Source organism: Sorangium sp. So ce363 (genome assembly GCF_051520435.1).
Classification (GTDB): domain Bacteria; phylum Myxococcota_A; class Polyangia; order Polyangiales; family Polyangiaceae; genus Sorangium; species Sorangium cellulosum_B.
On the sequence record NZ_CP150333.1, the window covers coordinates 2,452,838 to 2,477,244 of the forward strand.

The 24,407-nt window shown below is 70.2% G+C and carries 20 protein-coding genes; 7 read left to right on the forward strand and 13 right to left on the reverse strand.

Annotation, left to right across the window (positions count from 1 at the left end; translation table 11 throughout):
• Positions 1-102: 102 nt before the first annotated feature.
• The 8 genes from WMF12_RS09580 to WMF12_RS09615 all read right to left on the reverse strand — a co-directional run bounded on the left by WMF12_RS09580 (position 103) and on the right by WMF12_RS09615 (position 8,665).
• Positions 103-1,251 carry a hypothetical protein gene (locus WMF12_RS09580; RefSeq protein WP_437870115.1) on the reverse strand — a complete coding sequence of 383 codons (1,149 nt, stop codon included), beginning with the start codon at positions 1,249-1,251 and terminating at the stop codon, positions 103-105.
• A complete protein-coding gene (locus tag WMF12_RS09585) occupies positions 1,248-2,243 on the reverse strand; it encodes a tetratricopeptide repeat protein (protein ID WP_437870116.1) in 996 nt (331 codons plus the stop codon). The genes WMF12_RS09580 and WMF12_RS09585 overlap by 4 nt, the downstream gene beginning before the upstream one ends.
• A gap of 139 nt (positions 2,244-2,382) precedes the next feature.
• Positions 2,383-4,092, reverse strand: a complete 1,710-nt coding sequence (locus WMF12_RS09590) for a protein kinase domain-containing protein (protein ID WP_437870117.1) — start codon at positions 4,090-4,092, stop codon at positions 2,383-2,385.
• 153 nt (positions 4,093-4,245) lie between these two features.
• A complete protein-coding gene (locus WMF12_RS09595) occupies positions 4,246-4,779 on the reverse strand; it encodes a 2'-5' RNA ligase family protein (protein WP_437870118.1) in 534 nt (177 codons plus the stop codon).
• 150 nt (positions 4,780-4,929) lie between these two features.
• The gene (locus tag WMF12_RS09600) at positions 4,930-5,835 is read right to left on the reverse strand and encodes an ATP-grasp domain-containing protein (protein ID WP_437870119.1); all 906 of its coding nucleotides are present in this window, start codon (positions 5,833-5,835) and stop codon (positions 4,930-4,932) included.
• 127 nt (positions 5,836-5,962) lie between these two features.
• Positions 5,963-6,895 (reverse strand): hypothetical protein, encoded by a 933-nt coding sequence (locus WMF12_RS09605; protein WP_437870120.1) that lies wholly within the window; start codon positions 6,893-6,895, stop codon positions 5,963-5,965.
• Between the two features lie 245 nt (positions 6,896-7,140).
• Positions 7,141-7,530, reverse strand: a complete 390-nt coding sequence (locus WMF12_RS09610; protein WP_437870121.1) for a VOC family protein — start codon at positions 7,528-7,530, stop codon at positions 7,141-7,143.
• Positions 7,531-7,612: 82 nt separating this feature from the next.
• Complete coding sequence (locus tag WMF12_RS09615; protein WP_437870122.1) at positions 7,613-8,665, reverse strand: NAD(P)H-dependent flavin oxidoreductase; 1,053 nt, start codon at positions 8,663-8,665, stop codon at positions 7,613-7,615.
• Between the two features lie 1,471 nt (positions 8,666-10,136).
• On the opposite strand from WMF12_RS09615, the gene WMF12_RS09620 reads away from it, so the two are divergent.
• From WMF12_RS09620 to WMF12_RS09635, 4 genes are all read left to right on the forward strand, one after another.
• On the forward strand, positions 10,137-10,814 hold the full coding sequence (locus tag WMF12_RS09620; protein WP_437870123.1) for a hypothetical protein: 678 nt from the start codon (positions 10,137-10,139) through the stop codon (positions 10,812-10,814).
• 607 nt (positions 10,815-11,421) lie between these two features.
• Positions 11,422-12,903: a hypothetical protein gene (locus WMF12_RS09625; protein ID WP_437870124.1), complete on the forward strand. Its 1,482-nt coding sequence runs from the start codon at positions 11,422-11,424 to the stop codon at positions 12,901-12,903.
• Positions 12,904-12,991: 88 nt separating this feature from the next.
• The gene (locus WMF12_RS09630) at positions 12,992-13,612 is read left to right on the forward strand and encodes a TetR/AcrR family transcriptional regulator (protein ID WP_437870125.1); all 621 of its coding nucleotides are present in this window, start codon (positions 12,992-12,994) and stop codon (positions 13,610-13,612) included.
• Positions 13,609-14,079: an SRPBCC family protein gene (locus tag WMF12_RS09635; RefSeq protein WP_437745296.1), complete on the forward strand. Its 471-nt coding sequence runs from the start codon at positions 13,609-13,611 to the stop codon at positions 14,077-14,079. The genes WMF12_RS09630 and WMF12_RS09635 overlap by 4 nt, the downstream gene beginning before the upstream one ends.
• Before the next feature lie 102 nt (positions 14,080-14,181).
• On the opposite strand, the gene WMF12_RS09640 is transcribed toward WMF12_RS09635, so the two are convergent.
• On the reverse strand, positions 14,182-19,734 hold the full coding sequence (locus WMF12_RS09640; RefSeq protein WP_437870126.1) for an AAA family ATPase: 5,553 nt from the start codon (positions 19,732-19,734) through the stop codon (positions 14,182-14,184).
• Between the two features lie 224 nt (positions 19,735-19,958).
• Between WMF12_RS09640 and WMF12_RS09645 the strand changes: the two genes are divergently transcribed.
• Entirely contained in the window at positions 19,959-20,084 is a 126-nt protein-coding gene (locus WMF12_RS09645) for a hypothetical protein (RefSeq protein ID WP_437873985.1), read from the forward strand.
• Between the two features lie 90 nt (positions 20,085-20,174).
• On the opposite strand, the gene WMF12_RS09650 is transcribed toward WMF12_RS09645, so the two are convergent.
• The 3 genes from WMF12_RS09650 to WMF12_RS09660 form a co-directional block, all read right to left on the reverse strand.
• On the reverse strand, positions 20,175-20,762 hold the full coding sequence (locus WMF12_RS09650; RefSeq protein WP_437870127.1) for a cytochrome P450: 588 nt from the start codon (positions 20,760-20,762) through the stop codon (positions 20,175-20,177).
• Between the two features lie 11 nt (positions 20,763-20,773).
• Positions 20,774-21,409, reverse strand: a complete 636-nt coding sequence (locus tag WMF12_RS09655) for a hypothetical protein (RefSeq protein ID WP_437745299.1) — start codon at positions 21,407-21,409, stop codon at positions 20,774-20,776.
• 680 nt (positions 21,410-22,089) lie between these two features.
• Positions 22,090-22,482 carry a hypothetical protein gene (locus WMF12_RS09660; RefSeq protein ID WP_437745300.1) on the reverse strand — a complete coding sequence of 131 codons (393 nt, stop codon included), beginning with the start codon at positions 22,480-22,482 and terminating at the stop codon, positions 22,090-22,092.
• A gap of 450 nt (positions 22,483-22,932) precedes the next feature.
• On the opposite strand from WMF12_RS09660, the gene WMF12_RS09665 reads away from it, so the two are divergent.
• Positions 22,933-23,118 (forward strand): hypothetical protein, encoded by a 186-nt coding sequence (locus WMF12_RS09665; protein ID WP_437870128.1) that lies wholly within the window; start codon positions 22,933-22,935, stop codon positions 23,116-23,118.
• A 14-nt stretch (positions 23,119-23,132) separates the two neighbouring features.
• On the opposite strand, the gene WMF12_RS09670 is transcribed toward WMF12_RS09665, so the two are convergent.
• A complete protein-coding gene (locus tag WMF12_RS09670) occupies positions 23,133-23,651 on the reverse strand; it encodes an SUKH-3 domain-containing protein (RefSeq protein ID WP_437870130.1) in 519 nt (172 codons plus the stop codon).
• 73 nt (positions 23,652-23,724) lie between these two features.
• Between WMF12_RS09670 and WMF12_RS09675 the strand changes: the two genes are divergently transcribed.
• Positions 23,725-24,402: a hypothetical protein gene (locus tag WMF12_RS09675; protein WP_437870132.1), complete on the forward strand. Its 678-nt coding sequence runs from the start codon at positions 23,725-23,727 to the stop codon at positions 24,400-24,402.
• Positions 24,403-24,407: the final 5 nt, after the last annotated feature.

Here is a 24,407-nt window from a genome sequence, read left to right on the forward strand (position 1 = left end):
CGTGCCCTGAGCGTGACCGAACGAGCTTGGTTAACGCCTAACGCCTATGCCCCGGAACCGCCGACACGCCCTCCCGAACGCGGTGGGGCTACCGCGCCCCCATCACTGACAGGCGGTCCCGTCGGCCAGCGCGGCGCACTCGTCCGGGTTCTCGAACGCGCGGCTCACGTGGAGCAGCCGGCAAGAGACCGTGTCGCCGCCCTCGGCGCTCGCGACGGAGTAGTGGGAATCATGGGCGGCTCCCGTCATCGTGCTGCACTCGTCCTGGCACGCCGCGCCCCAGCCATCGTACGCCTCGCCGAGGGCCTCCTTGCAGGCCGCCTCGAACAGCGTGCAGTACGACACGCAGTTGCCCGTCGTGCCCGAGCCTGGCTCCTCGACCCCGCAATGGCCGTCTCCGCCCGGCCCCGCGTGCGGGCAGTGGGTGGTCGGCGCCAGCATGGCGCTGTAGGCGTGGTACTTGCGGCAGCCCACGGTGTTCTCGGTCCGGTCCTCCGTCGCGCCGGGAGGGAGCGCCGCGCAGACCGAGAGGCATTGCGCTCTCGACTCGTACACGGCCAGATCGCCCGTGCACGAGGTCATGACCACCTGGCAGAAGTCCTCGCAGCTCGGCGCCGTCCCTTCCGGATCGCCGCAGGGCTGCACCGGCGTCAGGCTCGCGTGCGGGCAGTGCTCGTCGGGGTCCACCGTCGCGGAGCTCACGTGCACGAGGCGGCACTGCAGCGTGTCGCCGTCGTGGTTCTCGATGACGTCGAACTTATCCACGTCCTTGAGCCCCGCGCACATGGCGACGCACTCCTCCTCGGTGGCGACCTCGAGCGTGCACGCCGCGGCCCGCAGCGCGCAGTAGCTCTCGCAGTTGCTCCCGCACTCGCCGCCGCCGCCCGGGCCCGCCGCCGGACAGTGCACCCCGACCTCGCCGGTGGCGCCGGCCAGCTCCGCCTGGCGGGCGCGGCACGCGACCGTGTTGTCCACGGGCTCCAGCGGATCGCCCTCCGGGAGCAGCGCGCACACGCCCTGGCAGGTCGCCAGCGTGGCGTAGACCTGGTGCTCTCCCGTGCAGTTCGCCATCACGTCGGCGCAGTACGACGCGCACTGCTCGCTCACGGGCGCCTGCCCGCCCCCCGTTTCCGCGCCGCCCGGGTCGAAGGTGCGGTCCTCGATGCCGGCGATGGCCTGGCAGCCGAGCCACGCGAGGCTCGAGAGCGGGGCGAGCAGGGCGAGCGACAGGAGCCCTGTCATGCGTCTCATTGGAACGTACCTCCCACGCGCAACCCGACGTTGCGCCCGTCCACGAACGCCCCGACCTGGACGGGCGGGGCCTGCCTCGGCGCGACGACGAACACGAGGACGGCGCCGCCGATCGCCGCCGCCGCCCCGAGCCCGAACGCGACGTTCGACACGGTGGCGGCGCTCTTGGCCTCCTCGGTCAGCGTGACGCCGCGCTCGTCCTCGCACGTGCTGCCGCCCTTGCAGTAGCTTTCCGCGTCGCTGTTCTTCGAGATGGCCTTCACGCCGAAGAACGTACCGACGCCGAGCCCCACGACGCCCGCGCCGCCCACCACGAGGCCGATCAAGCGCGCCGTGTTGCCCCCGGACGCCGCGGGCGCCGGCGCAGGGGCGCCGCGCGCCGGCGCAGGGCCCGCCGCCTCGGGAGGCGGCGCATCGCCAGGCGCAGGTGGCGGCCCCTCGAGCCGCTTGAGCGCCGGGACATCGACGCTCGCAGGGCCCTTGTTGTCGCCCCCGAGCTTCACGGTCGTCGTCCAGGTCTCGTGGCCCGGGGCGCTCGCCTCGATCGCGATCTCGCCCGGATCCACGGGGATCGCGACGCCGAAGACCGCAGGATCGACCGCCTTTCCGGCGGAGCGCACCTTGAAGCCCTCGATCGCGAGGTTCTCCGCCGCGACGCCGATGCTCAGCTTCGACAGGCCCGGCTCCAGCCGGGCCGCCCTCGCCTGCGCCTTGCGGGCGCGGTCGGCTTGCCCCGCGGCCTGCGACTCCGACATGGCCTGCCGGAACGTGGCCCAGGCGCTCGCCGTGCGGCCGGTGTTCTCGTAACACTCGGCCAGGTAGAGGAGCGTGCCGATGCCCGGATCGATGCGCTGGCTCTGCTCCAGCCTCGGGCACGCCTCCGCGCTGCGCCCCTGCTTCATCAGGTCGAGCGCCGCGTCGAAGAGCGCCTCCGCCGTCGCCTTGTCGGCGGCGCTCGGCTCCGCCCGCGCGGGGAGCCCCCCGGAGATCAACGCCGCGCACAGACCCAGGCCGACGCAGTGTGCGATGCTTCGCTGACGACGTTTCGTACGCCTCATACGTCCCGTGTTCTCCTCCAAGCTGGCCACGGCGGCCCCGGGGGCCGTCGCCGGATCGACGCGAGCGCCACGCTCAGCGCCGCCCGCCGAAGTCGCTGATCGAATTGCCCCGCGTCGGCTCCGGGCGCGCCCCCGCGTCGGGCTGCGCGCGCTCGACGGGCCGGGCCGTGGCGGTCGCCCGAGGCGCGCCCGGCTGCGCGGCGAGCGGCGCCGCCGGGCCGGAGGACGCCGCCGCCGGCGCGGGCGCGCTGGCAGAGGCCGCCGGCGCGGTCGGGGCTGGCGAACCGCCGGCCACCTCGGGCGCGCCGCCGGTGGCGCCGGGAGCCTCGCGCGCGTCGCCCTTCGCCGTGGCCTCGGCGGTGGGCGCAGCCGTGGCCTCGGCGGTGGGCGCCGTCGTGGCCTCGGCGGTGGGCGCCGCCGCGGCTGCGGGGGGCTGTCCCTGGTCGGTGGCGAGCCCGGAGCGCAGGAAGAACAAGGCGCCGAGCGAGGCCCCTGCCAGGAGGGCGCCGGCGGCGATCGCCAGGACGACGCGCGCCCCGTGCCGGACCGTTCGCACCGGATGGCCCGAGTTGCTCCACGAGTTGACCGTCGGCCCCGTCTCCGCGTTGGGCGCAGTTGGTGCGGCCGGCACGAAGGACGGCGTGCCCGGCGCGAAGGACGGCGAGGCCGGCGCGAAGGACGGCGAGGCCGGCACGAAGGACGGCGTGCCCGGCGCGAAGGACGGCGAGGCCGGCGCGAAGGACGGCGAAGACGGCGAGCCCGGCGCGAAGGGCGCGCCCCCGTGCGGTATGGACGGGCGCGATCCGAAGCCCTGAGCGCCCCCGCTCGGCACGCCGGTCTGGAGGAGCGACGGCCGCGCGATGTCCGAGGAGCTGCCGAGCATGCGGCGCGCCCGGTCGACGTGCATGTGGCCCGTGGCGGGGCCGAACGGGAGCAGCGCGGCCGCCAGATCGCCGACGTTCGTCCACCGCTGCTCGCGCTCCTTGGCGAGGCAGTGCATCACCACGGCGTCCAGCTCGCGCGGGACGTCGGGGCGCAGCTGGGCGACCGGGGCAGCGTTCTCGTAGAGCAGAGCGTGGAAGAGCTGAGCGACGGAGTCGCCGTCGTACGGAGTCCGCCCGGTCAGCATCTCGTACAGGATGACGCCGAGAGACCAGATATCTGCGCGCGTATCCACATCCTTCGCGGAGCGCACCTGCTCGGGAGACATGTAGAGCGGCGACCCGAGGAGCGACGCTGTCTGGGTCAGCGCCACCTGGTCGCGCGATATGCCGAGCAGCGACTTCGAGATACCGAAATCCAGGACCTTGATGACCCGGTCGCCGTCGGGCCGGAGCGAGAGGAACAGGTTGGCCGGCTTGAGATCGCGGTGCACGATCCCCGTGGCGTGCGCCTCGGCCATCGCGTCGAGGGCCTGGAGCATGTACCCGACGGCCTCCACCACGGGCAGCGGACCGCGCGCCCGGATCTCGTGGGCGAGGTCGTTCCCTTCCAGGAACTCCATCACCATGTAGGGCATCCCGCCCTCCAGCGAGCCGACATCCAGGACGCGCGCCACGTGCTCGCTCTTGATCCTGGCCAGCGCGCGCGCCTCGCGCCGGAACCGCTCCGCCGGGTCGCCGCCATCTGCCCGCAGCGAGTGCAGGAACTTCATCGCGACGCGCTGCTCGAGCTCCAGATGCCACGCGGCGACGATCGTGCCCATCGCACCGGCGCCAACGATCTGCTCCACGCGGTACTTGCCCGCGAGGACGTCGCCCACAGCAACGGGAGCCATCGCCATGGGCCCCAGGCTAGCCGAGATCCACGAGATCACATACTTCGGCGCGCCGCGATCTGCGCGCAGGGCGGAAATCCCTCGTCGACGCTTCCGCTGCGGCGGAGCCGTGCGTCTGGGCGCGTGGTGGGCAGGCATGACACCCGCGCCGGCGAGATCTCACCGGCGTTCCAGCGCGACGCCCTCGACGCAGCGCCACCGCTCGGTCTGCCCCTCCACGGCCCACAGCTCCAGCCGGTCGGCCCGCCACACCCCGTGCGCGAGCGCAAGCACCCGAGGATCCGCGGCGAGCTCCTGGCGGCGCGCGGCCGGCAGCTCGCCGTACACGAGGCTCACGTGCGGGCGAAAGGGGGCCTCGTTCGCGCCGAGCGCCGCCTCGGCCGCGCGGCGCAGCGCCGCGAGCGGCTCGGACGGCGTCACGTCGAGGAACACGCACTGGTGGCGGGTGCTGCCGGTGGCGGGGCCGCGCGCCTCGAGCGCGACGGGGCGGAGCGCGCCGCCGTCGCCGCGCAGCCCGCCGAGCTTCGCGGCGAGCGCGCCGCCGTCGCCGCGCAGCCCGCCGAGCAGGGTGAGGTGAGGCGCGAACGCCGGGCCCCCGGTCTCCCGGGCGAGCGCCTCGATGAGCTCCTCGAGCCGCGCGGCCGGCGCTCCGCCGGGGATGAGCCACAGGGCGAACGCTGTCTCTTGCGCCATGGCCGACACCCTTTGCGCCGCCGCGCCTCGCGGGCAAGCCGCCGCGCGCCGGAGCTCGCGTGAGCGCCCCCTCCGGCTCACGGCCCGCTCAGGGCGTGCGCAGGGGGGCGGTTCGCGGCGGATGGTTCGGATCGAGCAACGAGCCGCTCCTCAGCCGAGCGCCGCGCGCAGGCTCCGGTAGAACGCGTCCGCGGCCCCGCCCTCGGGGATGCCCGCCGACCCGCCATCGTTCAGCTCCACCAGCATCCAGCCGCCCCTTTCCTTCTCGGCGACGTCGGCCGCGTAGAAACGACTGCGCACGTGGCCGAGAACGGGCGCGTGCACGTCGGCGCTCGGCGGCTCACCCGGATAGTCACCGTCGGCCCAGTACGGTGCCGCGTAGAACGGCCGGCCGTCGAGCACGAAGAAGCGATGTTCGTTCACCAGCGGCAGCCTGCTCTTCGGGTGCAGCCCGATGCGTCGCAGCGCGACGAACTCGCGGAAGACGAGCCCGCCGACGACGTGGTCATCCTGGAGGCGGAGGAAGTTGCCCACGACGCGCCGCACGTTGGCCTCGTCGTCCGCCGCTGGGATGAAGCACGCGTCGAACCACTCGTGCTTGCGGGACTTCACATAGTCCTTGAGGATCACGGCGCCCGATCCGAACGCCTCTCCCACGTGAACGACGACGGCTTCGAGGTCGAACGTGGAGCCCGGGATCCAGATCGACCGCGCTGTGTGCTCGGCGCCGCCGATCGCCTCGTACCACTCAGGCAGGTGATAGCAGTGCTGGTACGCCGCCGGCTCCGTGATCAGCCGCCGGCCACGCGCGGCGACGACCTCGCTCATGCATCGATAAGCGTCGAGGCCCAGGAGCCAGCCGCGGTAGACCACCTCGCCCGGGCCTTCCGGCACCCGGCGGAGCTTCACGTCGCCGCCGAGGAACACGTCGAGGTCGATGAAGCCGACGTCGAAGCCTGCGCTGGCGGCATGCCGGGCTTCCTCCTCGAAGGCGCCGTCCGGCGTGGTCGGGTGCAGCGGGTTGCTCGGAAACAGGACGAGCGGGGCTGGGAGCATCTCGCAGACTCTATTCGATTTCAGATCGTTCGTCCGTGGCCGTCGAGCTCAGCTCTTGGCTGCTCCTTCGACATCCATCCACGTTCCGCACATGGTGCAGAGCTTCGCCGAGGGATCGAGCAGGAAGTCACAGCTCGAGCAGTGCCTCTTTCCATCGGGACGCGGCGGCATGGGCGGGCGGGGCGGCGGCGGATTCCAGTTCCAACACCATGGGCTCCGGCGGTAGCCAGGGCGGTGGAGCTCCCTCCCAGCCGTTCAGCGCGATCGGCGCGCCCGCCCTGTCGCCCGGCACGCAACGCAGCGCCGGCCCGCCGAGCTGGTCGCGCCGCGCCCAGAAATCGCCGTTGCTCATCCGGGACCGCAGCTCCGTGCCGTGCACGCTCGAGGGCAAGAGCGGCCGGTGCGCCCCCGCCTCATCGCGGTAACGGACCGGCTGGCCCTCGGGCTTCAGGGCCGAGCCAAAGGCGATGTGGTGATCGACCTCGACCGTCGCCCGGAGATCGGGCGGGTTGCCGTCGTGCGCGTCGAGCGCGGGCGCGAACAGCCACTCCGGGTACCTGGGCTCGTACCACCACAGGAGCGGCTCGGGCTGGAGGTTGCCGTTCCAGCAACAGACCGCCACCGGCCAGCCGGGGTAGTAGGCCTCGAGCGCCTGAAGCATGCGGTCGTTGAGCGCAGGCCGCTTGGGCTCCGGGACCTGCCCGAGGACGGAGAGGACCGCGCGCGGCGACTCGGCGAGCACCACCGCATAGCTGCCCACGTCGAAGACCACGGCCCGGGCGGCGGGGGGCGCGGCGAACGGCGGCGGGCCGTAGCTTGGCGGGATCGGCCGGCGCGTCGCCTGGCGGATGTCCTCGAGGAAGGTGCGGAACGGGCGCGTGTCGACCGCGTTCTGCGGGCCGATCCGCGTGGCCGGGATCGGCAGGATCATGGCGTTCGGGCCGGAGGTCGACGCCGTGTTCTGGTAGGCGAGGACGTGGACGTAAGCGCCGTTCCACTGCGCATCGCCGGCATAGAGGAGGGTGCTGGAGAGCCTCGCGGGGGAGAAGGTGCAGCACATGGTCGCTGCAGGATACACGAACAGGAGCCGTTCACCCCATGGCCCCTGGCGCGGCGCCCGGTTACCTGCCGGCGCGCAGGTCCAGCCGGGGCCCCTGCGCTCGCGGCATGTCGGGCTTCCTCCTCGAAGGCGCTGTCCGGCGCGATCAAGGGCAGCGGGTTGCTCGGGAACAGGACGAGCGGGGCTGGGAGCGTCTCCCTGACTCTATCCGACGACGCGACGGTCGTCACGATGGGAGTGAATCGTCAGGCCGCGGCGAGCGCACTGACCATGACGTAATACCCATCAGGATCACGGAGCGCAAATTCGCTGGTGCCTGTACTGGGGTTCAAACGGGGTTCCTCTTCCAGTCCGGCGACGAGGGCGCGTGCCCGAAGCAGCGTCTCATTGAAGTCGTCCACACGAAAGAACAAGAGCAGCCCATTGCCAGGCTGAGCGTGATCGGGGCTGGTCAGTGGTGGATGCTCGTGGGCTCCCCACTGGTGAACGCAAAGCAAGACCGTTCCATCGGAGTCCAGTATTTGGCCGAAATCATCATGGGCGGGGTTCGTTTCCGGTTGACCAAACAGCGACTGATACCACTTGAAGCTACGAGCAACGTCAGCAACACCGATGATTGTCCACGTGCGTTTCATCGCTTCCTCCTGCGGCCTGGCGTCGGCCGATGCGCCGCGGGCGCCGCAGGCGCCCGTCGGATCCACCGGCAGGTTGGGCGGGTCAGCGTGCGCCTGCGAGTGCGCCCGCGAGCTGTCGCGTGAGCTCCGCCGCTGGCACTTCCTTGCACCCGCTGGCGTTTTGCCCCGCCCAGAGCGGCGAGAAGTCGCCGCTGCCCTGGCTTTCGGCCTTGGCGCGCAGGGGGGCGATGGCCGACGTCGCCAAGGGGAAAGCTGGCGCGGCGCCGCTCATCGGCCCAAGCTCCCTCATGAGGCGGTTCACGATGCCCCGAGCGGGTCGCCCGGTGAAGAGGTTGGTGAGCGCCGTGATGCTGGCTGCGCCGCTCGCGAGGGCCGCGCGATGCACCCGGCTCGTGGTGGCCTCCGGGCACAAGAGGTAGGCCGTCCCGATCTGCACGCCGGCCGCACCGAGCGCGATGGCGGCTGCGACACCCCTCGCGTCCGCGATGCCGCCCGCGGCGATGACGGGGATCTTCACGGCGTCCACGATCTGCGGCACCAGCGCGAAGGTGCCGAGCTGGACGCTGAGATCGTCGGACAGGAAGCTGCCGCGATGACCGCCCGCCTCGATGCCCTGGGCGATGACCGCGTCGACGCCGCGCGCCTCCAGCCAGCGCGCCTCGTCGACCGTCGTCGCAGAGGACAGGATCTTCGCGCCCCAGCGGCGCACCCGCGAGAGCAAAGCCTCCGAGGGCAGGCCGAAGTGAAAGCTCACCACAGCAGGCCTGAGCTCGTCGAGCACATCAGCGGCCTCATCGCTGAAGGGCAACCGGCCGGGGCCGGTCGGGATCGCGCTCGCGTCGACGCCGAGCTCAGCGAAGTACGGCAAGAGCAGGGCACGCCAGATCGCTTCTTGCTCGGCATCGGGCTCGGGCCGCGTGTGACAGAAGAAGTTCACGTTGAACGGCCTCGTCGTCTGCGCTCGGATGGCTGCCAGCTCCTTGCGCAGGGCGTCCGGACCAAGCACGGCGCCGGGCAGCGAACCGAGCCCACCAGCGCTGGAGACCGCGACCGCGAGCGCGCTGCCCTGCACGCCGGCCATGGGTGCCTGGATGATTGGATAATCGATTCCAAGGAGCTCCTGCAGCGTCGTCATGAGAATCTCCAGATCCACGGCCGAGGCAGAGTCCAGCTTTTGTCCCTATTTCGCCCGACAGAGAGCGTTCGGCCGTGGGACCTGAGCATAATCGAAGGGCCCATCGGTAGCAACGCCGGGTTGGGCGGCACATGCTCACCTGCACGATGCGCTAGTCGTTCCTCTGCCAGTACGAAGGTCGACATGAGGTATTGGGGATGAGCGTGGCTCGGGCATTCGGGCCTGGATCTCCGAGGGCGCGCTGAACACCGTCAGTTCTCTCGCAACGAACCGGGGCATCGCTCTTGCGGTAGGACTGGGAGCTGGATTCATAATCGAGGTGCCACGTGACGGACCACGTTGATCCATGGGTCCTTGCAAGCCAATCCGGGGCGCCAGTCGCCAGATGCTCGGATTTCAGAAAGTAGAGCCGCTTCCAGCCATGTTTCGATTCAGGCAGAGGCACCACATGGCCAACGCCGTCGAATACGGTGCGAACGCATGCCGGAGGCTCCTGGGACACCACCACGCGCGTTCCCATTTGTGTTGGCGACGCGCTGAATGTCACCCTGTGGTCCTCGCGGCCGTCCGCGTTGATGTCGCCGATCGACTCGACGCTGGGCGCTTCGCTGTCGAACGGAAGAACCCCAAATAGTGCGTCTTTCGCGGAGCATGGCGCCTCCGCGAGATACCGCGCCTGGAAGAAGACGGCACAGTTGCTGATGTCTCTGGGGGCACCGGCGTCTGGCCAGCTGAACCCGAGTTGATAAACCCCCGCCGGCAGCTCGATCGTGCGCTCTTCCTCGATTCTCGTCAATTCCGTGCTGTCTCGCCGAAGTGACGGCGTGATACCAGTAGCAGGGCACCCTGGTGCCTTGAGCCATACCAATGCTCGTTCGCGAAGCCGGAACGCGTGGGAGCCAGGGCTGCTCGCGACAGCGGTGATTTGCAGGCTGACAACGTCTTGCGCAGCAGCGCTTGGCGGGCTTGGCTGTTTCGATGCAGGCAAGCTACTATTTGATATCTCTTGCGCAGGGGCGGGCGGTCGAGTTGCAGAGCCGTGGGGCAGCGGCGACGGACCATTTCGGGCACAGCCGGCGTGCAACAGCAGTATCACGAGTAGCGGTGCTTGTGTCGTCTTCATGCGCATGTTGGTTAGTTTGTCTAACTATCAGTCGATTGGTCAGCCGAAGCCGCAGGACGAGGTCTGTCCAGTGGACAGTTCGGTAAGTCGTTCAACATGGTCGTGGAGCAGAGCCGTCCGATCGCGGCTCGCCGCCGGTGTGCGGGGTCGACTGGCCACCGCGGATTATGTTGAAAGATCTGTCGAACAGTCCACCAGTTCGTTGCCTTTTGTGGCCTCCCACCACGCGAAGCCCTCACCCGGGTTGAGTCCGTCGGGGCCCCAGTCCGGGTTGGGGCCGGCGAAGCCCGTCCCAGCGGCGCGGCTGGAGCTCGCGCCGGTGCGCGGCGCGGCTACACTGCGCGGCCCGTGGACTCCGTGATGGACCGCATCGAGGCGATGGTCGCCTGGTTCCGGCAGCGCCGGTGGGCGCACCTCGCCGTGGTGAACCTGCGCATCCTGATCGGCTTCGCGTTCCTGCCGGCGGGGCTGAAGAAGATCCTCGGCGAGCCGTTCACGGATCCGGGGAATCGCGGCCCGTTCCACGAGTTCTTGCACGCGTTCCACGCGACCGGGCACTTCTACACGTTCGTGGGCGTGGTCCAGCTGGTGGCCGCGACGCTGCTCATGACGCAGCGGTTCGCGACGGCCGGCGCATTCATGGCGCTGCCGGTGACGGGCGCGATCCTGGCGTTCTGCTGGAGCACGGCGGTCGTCCCGACGGCGACGGTCGTCACGCTGATGTTCGCGGGCCTGGTCGGGCTGGCGCTGTGGGACGTCGAGCGGTGGCGCGGCGTCCTCGACGCGCCGGACGCCACGCCGCGGGCCGCGCGTGCCTCGTCACCAGCGCCGATCGACCTGCGGCTGTGGAGCCTGTGCGGGGCGGCCATCCTGGCGGCGTACCTCGCGACGTGTCTGCTCAGCGGCGGCATCTACCGGCCGCGGGGGCCCGCGTTCGATGAGCCGGGGTTCTACGTGCTGATGGCGCTGCCGCTGTTCCCGATCGTGACCGCGCTCATCGATCGTCGCCAGCGCGCGGGGCGCTGACGCCCCGGTCAGGGCTTCGATCGCGTCAGGAACTCCGACAGCAGCTGGCCGGTCGGCCCCTTCGACTCCTCGGCCTCGTGGGCGCGCCCTCGTGCGGCGGAGCGCCAACTGGGCGATCTGATCGATCGTCTGCTGGGACGTCCTCCCGCTGGCGGTCGCGCACTGCATGAACGCGCTGTTCTGCCTCTCCCGGCCGCGCTGCGCGACGAAGCGAAACACGTGCTACCGCGGGAAGTCGGACGGGAAGCGAACCGCCATGGCGGTCCTTCTGCTGAACCGGGCAACTCCCGCAGGTGGGCTATCTACCTGCGGCGTCCTTCAGCGCCACGACAGCGCAAAGTGGGCTCGATCCAGCGAGATGCCCGCCTCCGCGAGCAGCGCCTGATCGCGCTGCAGCTGGTTCATGAGCGCGATCAGATCGACCATGGCTCCGTGGAGCTCGCGGAGCTTTTTTTAATATGTGTATTTTGCACAAATTTTCTTGACGCTCCGGAAGGGGCGACTATATGCATAGTACACATATCTGAAACGCAGTCGAACAAAACGTGGCTCCTTACCAAGCGCCCGGGCCCTCCGCTCGTGAAGGATCCGGCTGCCCGGAGGTCTCATGCCTGCTTCAGTACGTTCGCGTTCCGTCGCCCGAGCCTCGCTGTCCGCCCTCACCCTCGCCCTCGCCCTGCCAGCCGCCGCCTCGTTCACCGGCTGCTCCGGGGGCGACGGGCCCACGGAGCCCCAGGCTACCGGGAGCAGCCCCACGTTCCACAAAGACGTCGAGCCCATCCTGCAGAAGAGCTGCATGGGCTGCCACTCCGCGGGCAATATCGCGCCCTTCAGCCTTACCGCGTACGACGACGCCAGGGCTGTCGCGGCGCTCATGGTCCAGACGACCAAGGCGGGCACGATGCCGCCCTTCGCCGTGCGTGACACGGACGAGTGCTCGACCCGTCACGCGTGGAAGGGCGACATCCGCCTCTCCGAGGAGGAGATCAGCACGCTGGAGGCCTGGAGCAAGGCCGGCACCCCCAAGGGTGATCCGAAGGACGCGCCCGCCTCGTTCGTGCCGAAGAGCCCCGACCTGCCGGGCATGACCCTCGAGGTTCATCCGAACGAGCCCTACGTCACCTCCGGTGAGCAGGACGAGTTCCGCTGCTTCATCATCGATCCCGGGCTCACCGAGGACCAGTACCTGAATGGTCTACAGATGGTGCCCGGCAACCACAAGGTCGTTCACCATGGGATCATCTCCATCGATCCGGAGGGGAAGTCCGCGAGCCTGGCCGGCCCCGACGGGAGCTTTCCGTGTGGCGCCGGCGAGGTCGCGAATGGCGCGGAGATTGGAGCGCTCCAGATGGTCACAGCCTGGGCTCCCGGCGCCGACCCGGTCGATCTGCCCGAGGGGGTGGGTCAGCTGATCCCGAAGGGGTCGCTCATCATGATGCAGATCCACTACCACCCCGCCGGCACGACGGCCGACCCGGACCTGACGCGCATCCAGCTCAGGCTCACCAAAGAGAAGCCGAAGTACGGCTTCCTGTACCACCTGATCGGCAACTTCGATGATCCGGTCGGCGAGCTTGGCTTCGGGCTGCTACCGGGTCCGGGCGACAAGAACGGCGTCGAGTTCCTGATCCCCGCGGACAGCAAGGACCACGTGGAGACGGAGCAGTTCACGGTCCCGGCCCCGGACTCGCCCGGATCGCAAGAGATGCCGTTCCCGCCGGGCACGCGCATCTATGGGGACTTTCTGCACATGCACTACCTGGGCTTCGACGAGAAGGTGACGGTCACGCGGGCGAACGGCTCACCCGATCAACCCAAGGAGGAGTGCCTGGCGCACGCGCCGAAGTGGGAGTTCGGCTGGCAGCGCTCGTACTCGTACGACGCGCCCATCGAGACGCTCCCGACGCTCGAGCCGGGCGACGTGCTCCAGATCCGGTGCACGTACAATAACTCGACGGAGAACCCGTACGTGGTCAAGGCGCTCAAGGAGGCGAAGTTGATCTCGACGATCGACGTGGCCTACGGCGAGGGGAATACGTTCGACGAGATGTGCGTCGCCGGGCTCTCGCTCGTGTACCCGATGCCCTGACGGGAGCGGAGGCGCGAGGAGTACAAGGGCATCAGGGGAACGTGGCGCCCGCCTTGACACAGTGTAAACTATGCCCCATGTTGACACCATGTCAAGCAAGGACGGGGAAACCCGCGCCGTGATTCTCGAGGCCGCGCGCCGGCTGGTGACCGAGCCGGGGCGTCGCGGCGTCTCGATGGCGGAGATCGCGTCGGCGGCCGGGGTGTCGCGCCAAGCGGTCTATCTGCACTTCGAGACCAGGACCCAGCTCTTGGTCGCGCTGGTGCGTCACGTCGACGAGGTGCATGGGTTCGCCGACCTGGTCCGAAAGTGCGAGCGCCTCCCCGACGCGCGCGCGGTCCTCTCCGAGTTCATCGGCGCGTGGGCGGGCTACGTCGCCCACATCACCGATGTGGCGCGGGCCATGCGGGTGGCACGGGCCACGGACGAGGACGCGGAGCTCGCGTGGCGCGACCGCATGCGTGGTTTCACGGGCGTCTGCGCGGGCTTCGTGGCGCGGCTTCAGGCCGAAGGCGCGCTTGCCGACGAATGGTCGGCGCCGGATGCGGCGGACTTCTTGGCCACCATCCTGTCGATCGGGAACTGGCAGGAGCTCATCGAGGAGCGGAGCTGGTCCCGGCCGCGCTACGTCCGCGCGATGCGCCGGAGCGTGGAGCAGAGCCTGCTCAGGCCGATGGAGATGAAGACGGCACCGAGGAGGCGCTCGTGAGCGGCGCGCAGCCGGAGCTTTTGGCGCAGGGCTCGGTGGAGATCGGGCGGCCCCTGCGCGAAACGTTCGCGTACGTGTCCAACATGGAGAACTTCCCGACTTGGTTCCCGGGCGTCGCAGCCATGCGCGAGCTCGACACGCTGGAACACGGGCAGGTCGGCAAGCGCTACCGGGAGACCGTGCGCATGCCCTTCGGGCGCACCGGCACGATCGACATCGAGGTGAAGGAGGCGCGCGTCGGGGAGCGTCTGCTGACCGAAAGTGAGGGCTTCCTCTTGGCCCGCATGAGTGTGGACTTCGAGGCGCTCTCCGACGACGAGACGCGCGTCGAGTGGCGCATGGTCAGCCGCAACCAGCGGTGGTGGTTTCGCTGGCTTGTGGTCCCCCTCCTGCGCCGCGTGATGCGCGGTCGAGCGCGCGACGGACTGCGTAAGCTGCGCGAGAACCTGGAGCGCGATCCGTCGTGAATGGTGCCGACGTTCGAGCGCACCTCGGCGCAGCGGCCTCGCAGTGAGTCGCTCCTCTCTGTCGTGATGCACGATCACTCACGAGGCCGCTCGAGGCGACCGCTACGACGACAGATCTCCCGCGCGCTCGGTCGAGAGCGGCAGCTCGACGCAGAAGGTCGAGCCCCGGCCGACCTCGCTCGATACGCGAATTCGGCCGCCGTGCGCCTCGACGATGGTGCGGGTGATGTAGAGGCCGAGCCCGAGCCCCCCGTAATGCTTCGACGAGACGCCGCGGCGAAATCGTTCGAAGAGCTGGGCCTGCACTTCGGCCGGGATCCCGATCCCACGGTCCGTCACCGAGAGCCGCGCGACCCGATCTTCCCGGGTGATGGCGATTTCGATCGGCCGGCGTTCCCCGAACTTGATCGCGTTGGTGAGGAGGTTGGTCACGACCTGCTCCAGGCGGTGCAGGTCCCACCGGCCGATGACCGGCTGCTCCGCGCGCACGGCGACCGCGCTGCCTGACTGCGCGATCTGATCGCCGAGGTGGGCGACGACCTCGTCGACGAGCGCGCGCAGCTCGACGGGCGCTGTGTCCAGCTCGATCCTCCCCGCCTGGATCCGGGAGACGTCGAGGAGCATATCGACGAGGTCGGTGAGGCGCTTGACCTGGCGGACAGAGAGGGCGACCGCGGATCGCACGCGCTCGACGTCCATGCCCTGCGCGAGCCTTCGCCCCAGCGATTGAATGGCGAGCTGCAGGCTGGTGAGCGGGGTGCGGAGCTCGTGCGAGGCGATAGAAAGGAAGTCGTCCCGCAGGTGCACGGCCTTCTCCGCTGCCGTGCGCGCCCGCCGCTCGTCCAGGAGGAGCCGATCGCGCTGCTGCTCGGCGCGCACGCGCGCGGTGATGTCCCGGAAGCTCCAGACCCGCCCGACCACGCGCCCGCCGAGGCGCTGGGGCTGCGAATAACGCTCGAAGACGCGCCCGTCCGCGAACGGGATGGCATCGAAGCCGGACTCCTCGGGCGAGGCATAGAGAGCGCGGATCCTTTGCAGGAACGCCTCGGGATCGAGGACCTGGTCGCAGACGAACGTACGGAACGTGTCGTCCGACCCGGTGGAGAGGATCTCGTCCGGGATGCGCCACATCGCCGCGAACCTGTGATTCTGACGCACGACGCGCTGCTCGAGGTCGACGACGAGGATGCCGTCCGTCGTCGATTCGAGCGTGGCCTCGAGGAGCGAGTAGGAATGGCGGAGCACCTCCTCGGCGCGACGCCGCTCCGCGTTCTCCTGCTGCAGATCCGCATAGAGGCGCGCATTCTCGATGGAGTTGGCCGCCTGGGCCGAAAGGAGCCGGATCACCTCGACGCGATCGGGGGTGAAGGCAGAGCGGGTGAGGTCGTTCTCGAGATAGATCACGCCGGCGAAGCGGCCCTTGTAGACGATGGGCGCGGCGAGCGAGGAGCGCGGCGCACCGCCGGCGAAGCAGGGATCACGCCCGAACGGCCCGTCGATCGCGAGGTCGTCGAGCAGGACGGTCTCGCGCGTCCGCGCCACGTACGTGACGACGCTGTCCGGCAGGTCCCTGCGGCCCTCGAGGGGCGCCGCGCCGAGCACGTGGACCGACGCATCCCGGATGTGGTGCTCGGCCTCGACGACGAGCCGTCCGTCACGCAGGAGCAGGAGGACGCCGCGCCGCGCGCCGGCGTTTTCGACCATGATGCGCATGAGCGCGTCGAGCAGTCGGTCGAGGACGATCTCGCCCGAGATGGCCTGGGAGGCCTTGAGCACCGAGCCGACGTCGAGCGCGGCGCCGGCCTGCGGGCTCCTCTCGCCGCGGAGGCTCTCGCCGGGGACGAGGTCGGGGTACGCGCGCTCGAGGCGCCGCATCGCCTCCGTCGCGCCCCAGCGGCCGTACGCCCTGTGCGCCTTGGTGAGGTAGGCGCCGGCGATGGTGGTCTTGCCGAGCGCGCGGAAGCAGAGGCCTGCGAGCTCGTTGCCGAGCGCCTCGTCGTGGAGATAGCCGCCGCGCTGCGCGAGCGCGATCGCCTCGTCGTAGCGGTCCGCGGCGGCGCGCGCGTCGCCGCGGGCGCGCTCGAGCTCGGCGAGGAGGAGGGCGCGGCGGTGCGCCACGTTCTCCGGGCAGAGGTCCGCCCAGCGCGAGAGTTTTTCGGCGGAGACCTCGGCGCGGGCGAGGAAGAGCGCGCGCTCCTCTGGGGAGACGACGTCCGCCGCCTGCGTGAACGCGATGCCTGCGTAGCAATGGAACGCGGGGTTGCCATGCCAGGCCGCCACGGCCGGGATTTCGATGTTCGGCAAGAGCGCGGCGCGCGCCGCTTCCTCGAACGCCCCCTGGAACACGCAGAGGACGACGATGTAGAAGTTGGCGAAGAAGAACGAGGCCTGGTTGTCGATGCGGCGGGACTCCGCGATCACCTCGTCGATATCGACCCACGCCCCCTTGAGCGTGGCGGGGCGCTCGGCCTCGACCGAGAGCTGGTGCGCGATCTGTCCGACCGCGCCGACCGCCCAGGTGATGGCATTGAACTCGTCGAGCTTGCGCATCGGCTGGTAGCTCTGCGCCTCGGCGAGGAGGTCGGAGAGCGGGAGGCCGCGCAGGAGGCTGTTCGTGATGCCATTGACCGTGTTGTAGAACGACCAGATGTACTGGCCCGTCTCGAGCCCGGCGTGCATCCCGGCGACCAGCGACGCCTTGCAGGCGGCGTAGCCCTCTCGCCAATGCTGCACGAAGGCGCCCCACATATTGCAGAGCATCGCCTCGGACTTCTTGTCCGTGTAGCGGTCCGCGAGGTCGATGGCGGCGCGGCCGAAGCGGTAGCCGAGCGCGATGTCGCCGCGGGCGCAGAGGAGCATCCCGAAGTTCATGCAGCCGAAGATCGAGTTCTTCGAGAGCCCGTGGCGCAGCGTGTTCTCGAGGATCTTCGCGACCGTGATGCCGAGGTTGTTCGTGGCCAGGAAGTAGCAGGGGAGAAAGAGCTCCTGGAGCACGTCCTGCATGGCGAGGATCTCCGGGTTCGCGAGCGGCGGCAGGCCTGGCAGCGCCTCGAGCGTCCTTTCCCGGACGAGATCCATCGTCGCCCGCACCTGGGCGTCGAGCATGACGTCGTCCGGGAAGGGAGGCAGGTCGATCCCGAACGGGCGCAGGGCCTCGAGCCCCTCCGCGAGCGCGGCTGGCAGGTCGTTCTTGAGCACCTGCACGTTCATCTTGAGCCGGAGCACCTCGGTGCGATCGAGCCGGCTCGCGGCCCGCTCCAGGCCATCGGAGAGGATCGCGAGGGCGTCGTCATGCCGGCCGCAGAGCGAGAGCATCAGGGCGGTTCTCTTCGCGTACTCGAGGCGGAGCAGGTACTGTGACGCCCAGGCGTCCTCCGGAAGGCGCAGGAGGCCGAGCTGCAGGTAGTGCAGCGCGGCGCCGAAGGCGGCCGAGTCCTCGGCGCGGCATGCGGCCTCGAGGCTCATGTGGGCGAGGTGCAAGCGCTCCACGGGGTCCGACACGAGGTCGCCTGCGCTGTTCAGGTGGCCGACGACGTCGAAGAGGCTCTGGCTCTCCGAGAGATCCAGCTTGTCCGCGAGCAGCCGGCCGATCCGGAGGTGGAAGGCCGGTCGGTCGGCCTCCGGGATCATGGCGTAGGCGCCCTCCTGGACCTTGTCATGGGCGAAGCGGTAGCCGCCGCGCCCGGCGATCACGAGCCCCTCGCTCATGGCGGGATCGAGGCGGGCGTACGCGTCTTCCGGCGAGCACTCGTTCACCACGGCGAGCACGTCGAGGTCAAACCGGTTGCCGATCGCCGCGGCCAGGTTGAGCGACTTCACCGTCGCCGGCGGCAGGCGCGCGATGGTGCGCACCATGAGGTCTGCCACGTTGTCCGTGTACCCGAGCGCGTCAATCGAGGCGAGGTCCCAGCGCCAGCCTGATCCGGCTGCGTACGCCAGGGCGCCGTGGTCGTGCAGCGACCGGACGAACTCCTTGACGAAGAACGGGTTGCCGCCGGTCTTCTTCTGCACCGCATCGGCGAGCGGCCCACAGTCGCTGCGCTTGAGGCTATCCGAGAGCATCTCGATCAGGTGAGGGCGCGCGAGCGGGGCGAGGGCGATGTCGCGCACGACGAGCCCGGCTTGCTCGAGCTCCTCGATCGCCAGGACGAACGGGTGCTCGGGCGATACCTCGTTGTCACGGTAAGCGCCGCAGAAGAAGAACGCATCGAGCGAGTCGTCGGCGAGGAGCGCGCGGAGCAGCCCGAGGCTCGCGGGGTCGATCCACTGAAGATCGTCGAGGAACAGGACGAGCGGGTGCGTGCGCCGCGCGAACACCGAGACGAACAGCAAGAAGCACCGGTTCAGGCGGTTTTGCGCCTCGATCGGGCCGAGCGCCGGGACGGGCGGCTGCGGGCCGATCACGTGGGAGAGCGACGGGATGACGTCGCAGACGACCTGCGCGGTTGGCCCGAGCGCCTCGAGGAGCGCGCTCCGAAAGCGGAGGATGCGCGCATCGCTCTCGGTGAGGATCTGCCGCACGAGGCCGTCGAACGCCTGGATCACCAGGCTGTAGGGCGCGTCGCGGTTGTATTGGTCGTATTTGCCGCTCGTGAAATAGCCCTTCTTCCGCGCGAGTGGCTTCAAGATCTCGTGCACGAGCGAGGACTTCCCGATCCCCGAGTAGCCGGAGACGAGGACGATCTCACGGCTCCCCTCGAGCGCGCGCACGAACGCGGCGGTGAGCGCCTCGATGTCCTGCTCGCGGCCGTAGAGCTTCTGGTGGATCTGGAAGAGGTCCTGACGATCGCGCTGGCCCGCGACGAATGGCTCGATCGTCCCCGTGCCGCGCAGGGCCTCGCGGCAGCGCTCGAGGTCGGCGAGCAGGCCCTCGGCGCTCTGGTAACGCTCCTCGGTGTTCTTCGCGAGCAGCTTGAGCACGACGTCGGAAACGGCCTCGGGGATGGTCGGATCGACGCGGGACGGCGGCGCGGGCGCGAGGGCGAGGTGCGCGTGAATCAGCTCCATCGGGTCCAGGGCCTCGAAGGGGCGCTGACCCGTGAGCATCTGGTACAGGATGACGCCGAGCGCGTAGAGGTCGGTCCGGTAGTCGACGCCGCGGTTCATGCGGCCTGTCTGCTCGGGGGAGACGTAGGGCAGCACGTCGGCGATGACCGCCGGCGCGTAGAGCCGTTCGTGCGCGTGGGTGACCTCGGCGTCGACGCCAAAGCCATTGATCTTGACCGCGCCGCGCGCGCCGACGAGCACGTTCTTCGGGCGCAGATCGCGGTGGACGAGCCCGGCCGCGTGCACCGCGGCGAGACCTTCGGCGAGCGCGGCCGCGAGATCGAGCGCCTCGCCGACCGGCATCCTGCGTGACGGGCGCGCGGCGAGGATCCGCGCGAGATCGCGGCCCGGGAAGTCCTCGAGGACGACGATCAAGGAGCCGGCGAGCGCCTCGACGCCGCGCAGCGCGACGAGGCGGGGCGAGGCGAGGCGCGCGATGCGCTCGTACTGGTGCTTGAAGCGCGCGATCTCGGCGCCGGTCGATCTTTCCGCGCGCAGGACTTTCAGCAAGACCGGAACGCCGTCGCCCTCGCGGCATGCGCGGTACAGGGTAAAGTCGGCGGTTTCCTCGATCTTCTCGCGGAGCGCGTAGCCTCTCTCGACGATCATCGAAAACCTTGCTCGCTCGCTCGTCAATGCGACGCACTACAACCAGCCACTTATATATTCCAAAGGGTGTGACCTGGCACCGGCGGAGTTTGGCCCACGCCCAGCTCGTGCGACTCTTGGGTGTGCAGGCGCGTGAGGTCGTCAGGAAACTCCGAACGCCGCCCTGGAGTCCGGACGCTCGGCGCACCCCTTGGCGTCGCCGCTGGCTCCAGCCGAGCAGCCGAATGGCGCATGGTACGCCGATTTCAAGGGGGATCGCCGATGACGTCTGGGAGCTGCACTACGGCCCGGTTCTGCTCGCGCAGGTCACCCTCAAGAACAAGGAGCTGCAGCTGGTCAGGGCGCGGTGACCTGCGCGAACTCACGCCGACGATCTCGACGTAGGGCGCCATCAGGATAGACGGAGGCGCCGTGCTCGGCGCCTGCTCACCTCGGTCATCTCACCTTCCCGGGCGCGGCTCCAGCCGGAGCCACACGCCGCCAGACGTGCGCAGCGTGGTCGCGACGTGCAGCCGCGTCGTCCGCCCCGGCACCGCGCTGACTCGGTAGCGCTGGAGGAGCCGGGCGAGGATGAGCTGCCCTTCCATGAGCGCGAACTCCTTGCCGATGCACTGGCGCTGCCCGATCCCGAACGGGATGAACGCGAGCGGGTGCCGGGCGCGCGCGCGTTCGGGCGTGAACCGGCCCGGGTCGAAGCGCGTCGGGGCCTCCCAGTGGTCCGGGTGCCGGTGCAGGACATAACTCATGACGCCCACCAGGGTGCCGGCGGGAATGTGGAAGCCGTCGATCTCGTCGTCCTCGATCGCGGTGCGAGGTATCCAGTACGCCGGCGGGTAGATCCGGAGCGCCTCCTGCACGACCGCGAGCGCGAGCGGCAGCCTGGGGACGTCCGCGAAGCCGGGCTTCCTGTCGCCGAGCGCCGCATTGACCTCTGCCGCGAGCGCCTCCAGGAGGTCGGGGTTCTCGACAAGGAAGTGGAGCGCCCACGCGAGGGCGACGGAGGTCGTCTCGTGCCCGGCGAGGAACATCGACAAAGTCCTCACCCGGGTTGAGTCCGTCGGGGCCACAATCCGGGTTGGGGCCGGCGAAGCCCGTCCCAGCGGCGCGGCTGAAGCTCGCGCCAGCTCGCCGCGGCGAGGTGCGGCTGCTCGACGGTGCCGGCAACCTCACCCTCCGCTGGCCGCCTCAGGGGAGCGCCCCGCCGGCCCGGGCCTCGTCGCCAGAACACACGGGGCCCGTGCACGCCGCAGATCGAGAGCACGCGCACCTCGGGCGGGTCCTGCTCGTGGTGCTGCGTCGGGAAGGCCAGCCACTCGGCCGCCAACGCCGCGCCGCAGAAGTCGCAGGGGCCGAGCCCTCGGGACGCCTCCCGCACGCCATCGACGCACGAGAGCCGGCCAACGCACGCCTGACCGCAGGCCCACAGGACACGGGCCGCCGGCGGGACGTGGTCGTCGGCGACCGCTGGCAGCACGCTCCATGCGGTCGAGCTCCGCGCCTGGCAGAAGTCGCACGGACCGGGGGCGCGGAAGGTCTCCTCGAGGCAGTGCGGGTCGACGCTGGCAACGCACTCGTCAACCCCTGCAACGCCGTAGAGCCAGCCGACGGGGCATAGCCGGCCGTGGCGCCGGCGCCCAGCCTCGCCGCAGACGTCGCACCGGGTCTCATCGCTCATGCGTCGCTGCTCCCTGCTGAGTCGTCGTCTCGCGGCGGGGGGTCCTTCGCCCAGTGGTTCAGGGCACGAAGCATCCACAGCACGAGGCACGGGGGCACATCCCTTGCGACCGTCCGGCCCTCCTCGTCCACGATCGCGCTTCGGACCTGGGACCGGCGGAAGGTGTCCCAACGAATAGGCGTGTGCGAGACCTCGCCGCCGCTGCTGCTCAGGCGCAGTCCCGCAAACGCCTATTCGTTGGCGGGAAATTCTTGACAGGTCGGAATGGCTTTGCGCGGGCTGTCATGAGCTCGCTCGGCTCGACCTCGCCTCGCGGCCAGCCTGGTCCACCTGCCCCGAGCTCGAGCCCCCAGCGGAGCGCCCCTCCGCCGTCGCCCACGTTTCACGTGAGGCACCGCGCGCAGCTCGTGTCCGGGCCGCCGCAGGCGCCCGCGCAGCGGGGCGAAGCGCCTGGACACGAGCGAGCACGGTGCCACCGCCCGCAGGCGACGGCGGAGATGCGCCGACGTCACCGGTGGGACCGGTGCGGTCGGCACCTGCGAGGATCTGCGGGGACGAGGTTGCGACGCCACGTTCCCAACATGCCTATCCTCCCATGGGAGAATATGGGTCGTTGGGGACTTCCCCGTTGCCCAGGGTACCCTCTCGACCCTGGCTCCACAGCCCGAGCGGCTCGCGACTCAGAAGGTGCCGCCGAGGCCGAAGGTGACGCCGCCGGGCGCGAAGCCGATCTGGGGCTCGAGCCGGAGGCGGGTGGAACGATAGCTCTCCGGTTCGCTTTCCTCGTACGGGAGGACGGCGATATCGACGATGTTCGCCGCGAGCAGGCCGAGGCTGCCGCCGAGGATCGCGCCAGTGACCGAAGGATCGAACCAATCACCTTCATCGGCCTTGCCGGCGGTCTCCGCTCCGATCAGGCCGCCGACCAACGTGCCCCCGATGTTGATGCCGAGGCTGGCCAAGGCCTTGCCGGAATTGTCGTGACCGCCGTGGATGATCGGGCCGCCGAACGCCATGCCGCCGAGGCTCACCAGGAGGAGCTCCGGGGTCTCGGCGCCGATGGCGAAGGGCATGAGCAGGAGACTCCCGCCGAGCACGATGACGTGCTTCCAGCCATACCAGACGAGCCGCGACGTGCCCTTTGTGCCCGGGCACTGATTCCCGGGCTGCCATGGGCCAGCGCGCCAGCCGTCGGGCGGCGGGGCGTACCCGGGCGGCGGATACCCCGCCTGTGGCATGCTCCTCACGCCTGACGGAAGCTGAGATGGTACGCCCCCCGCCTCTCCCGCAGGCTGCGCGAGCGGCGCGGGCGGGGCGGCGCCAGCAGCCGGCGGCACGACGACCGGCGGCGCCGTGGTCGAGTCCGCCGCCGCAGGCCGAGACGGTGGTGCCGGCGAGATCTGCGGCGCGGAATCGGGCGGCGGTTCCATCGCGCCCGCCTGACCCAGCGCCAACACCACGGCTGCTTCGCAGCAACCCCCTAGTCCATCGCGCACCCTGATCGTCACCTCGCCGCCCGCCAGGTGTCGAACGAGGTGTCGCCGTCGAGCACGCTGACGCTCGACGCGACGGGCGCGCTGGTGGGCGCGGTCAACGACAGCCGGCAGGCGTACGTTGAGCGCGCGCCGGGGGCCTGCCACAGCCGCGAGGTGGCGGCGGAGAACGGGCTGGTCACGTCGGTCGTCGACGGCGCGGCCTGCAGCCTCTAGCGGTCCTCTGGCCGCTACCAGACGCCGCGCCAGGCCGGCGGGCGCTCGTCGTCGGCGAGATAGATGACGCGCACGCCGGCGTCGAGGCCGCGCAGGTGCCAGTCCAAGATCTGGAACGGGTCGCGCGCCCGGACGTAGCCGAGGAAGTTGAGGCCGATGGACAGGGCGCGGCCGTCCTCGAGGACGAAGGTGCCGGCGTCGCCGGAGTGAAGCACGGGGTAGACGACGGCGGTGCCGGCGAGGGCCTCGATGTATGGCGCGTGGTGGACGGCGTCCATCTGCTCGAACGGCGGCCCGAGCGCGACGTCGAAGCCGCGGTGCTGGGTGATGCCGCCGGCGGCGTAGGGGACTCGGACGCGCAGGCCGCCGAACGACGCCAGGAAGGCTTCCGCGTACGCGTGGCACACGAAGCCGGGCAGGTGCGCGTCGGAGGGCAGGGGCACGCGACGATCGGGCGTCCAGCCGGCGGCCACGAGGGCATCGAGGACGGCGGGGTACGCGGCGAGACGCGCGGGGAGATCGAGGTCGGACATCGAGCCTCTGCAGGGGTAGCAGATCCGCGGCGTGCGCGGCGCGGCGCGGCGGGGCGGCTACACTGCGCGGCCCATGGACTCCGTGATGGACCGCATCGAGGCGATGGTCGCCTGGCTCCGGCAGCGCCGGTGGGCGCACCTCGCCGTGGTGAACCTGCGCATCCTGATCGGCTTCGCGTTCCTGCCGGCGGGGCTGAAGAAGATCCTCGGCGAGCCGTTCACGGATCCGGGGAATCGCGGCCCGTTCCACGAGTTCTTGCACGCGTTCCACGCGACCGGGCACTTCTACACGTTCGTGGGCGTGGTCCAGCTGGTGGCCGCGACGCTGCTCATGACGCAGCGGTTCGCGACGGCCGGCGCATTCGTGGCGCTGCCGGTGACGGGCGCGATCCTGGCGTTCTGCTGGAGCACGGCGGTCGTCCCGACGGCGATCGTCGTCACGCTGATGTTCGCGGGCCTGGTCGGGCTGGCGCTGTGGGACGTCGAGCGGTGGCGCGGCGTCCTCGACGCGCCGGACGCCACGCCGCGGGCCGCGCGTGCCTCGTCACCAGCACCGATCGACCTGCGGCTGTGGAGCCTGTGCGGGGCGGCCATCCTGGCGGCGTACCTCGCGACGTGTCTGCTCAGCGGCGGCATCTACCGGCCGCGGGGGCCCGCGTTCGATGAGCCGGGGTTCTACGTGCTGATGGCGCTGCCGCTGTTCCCGATCGTGACCGCGCTCATCGATCGTCGCCAGCGCGCGGGGCGCTGACGCCC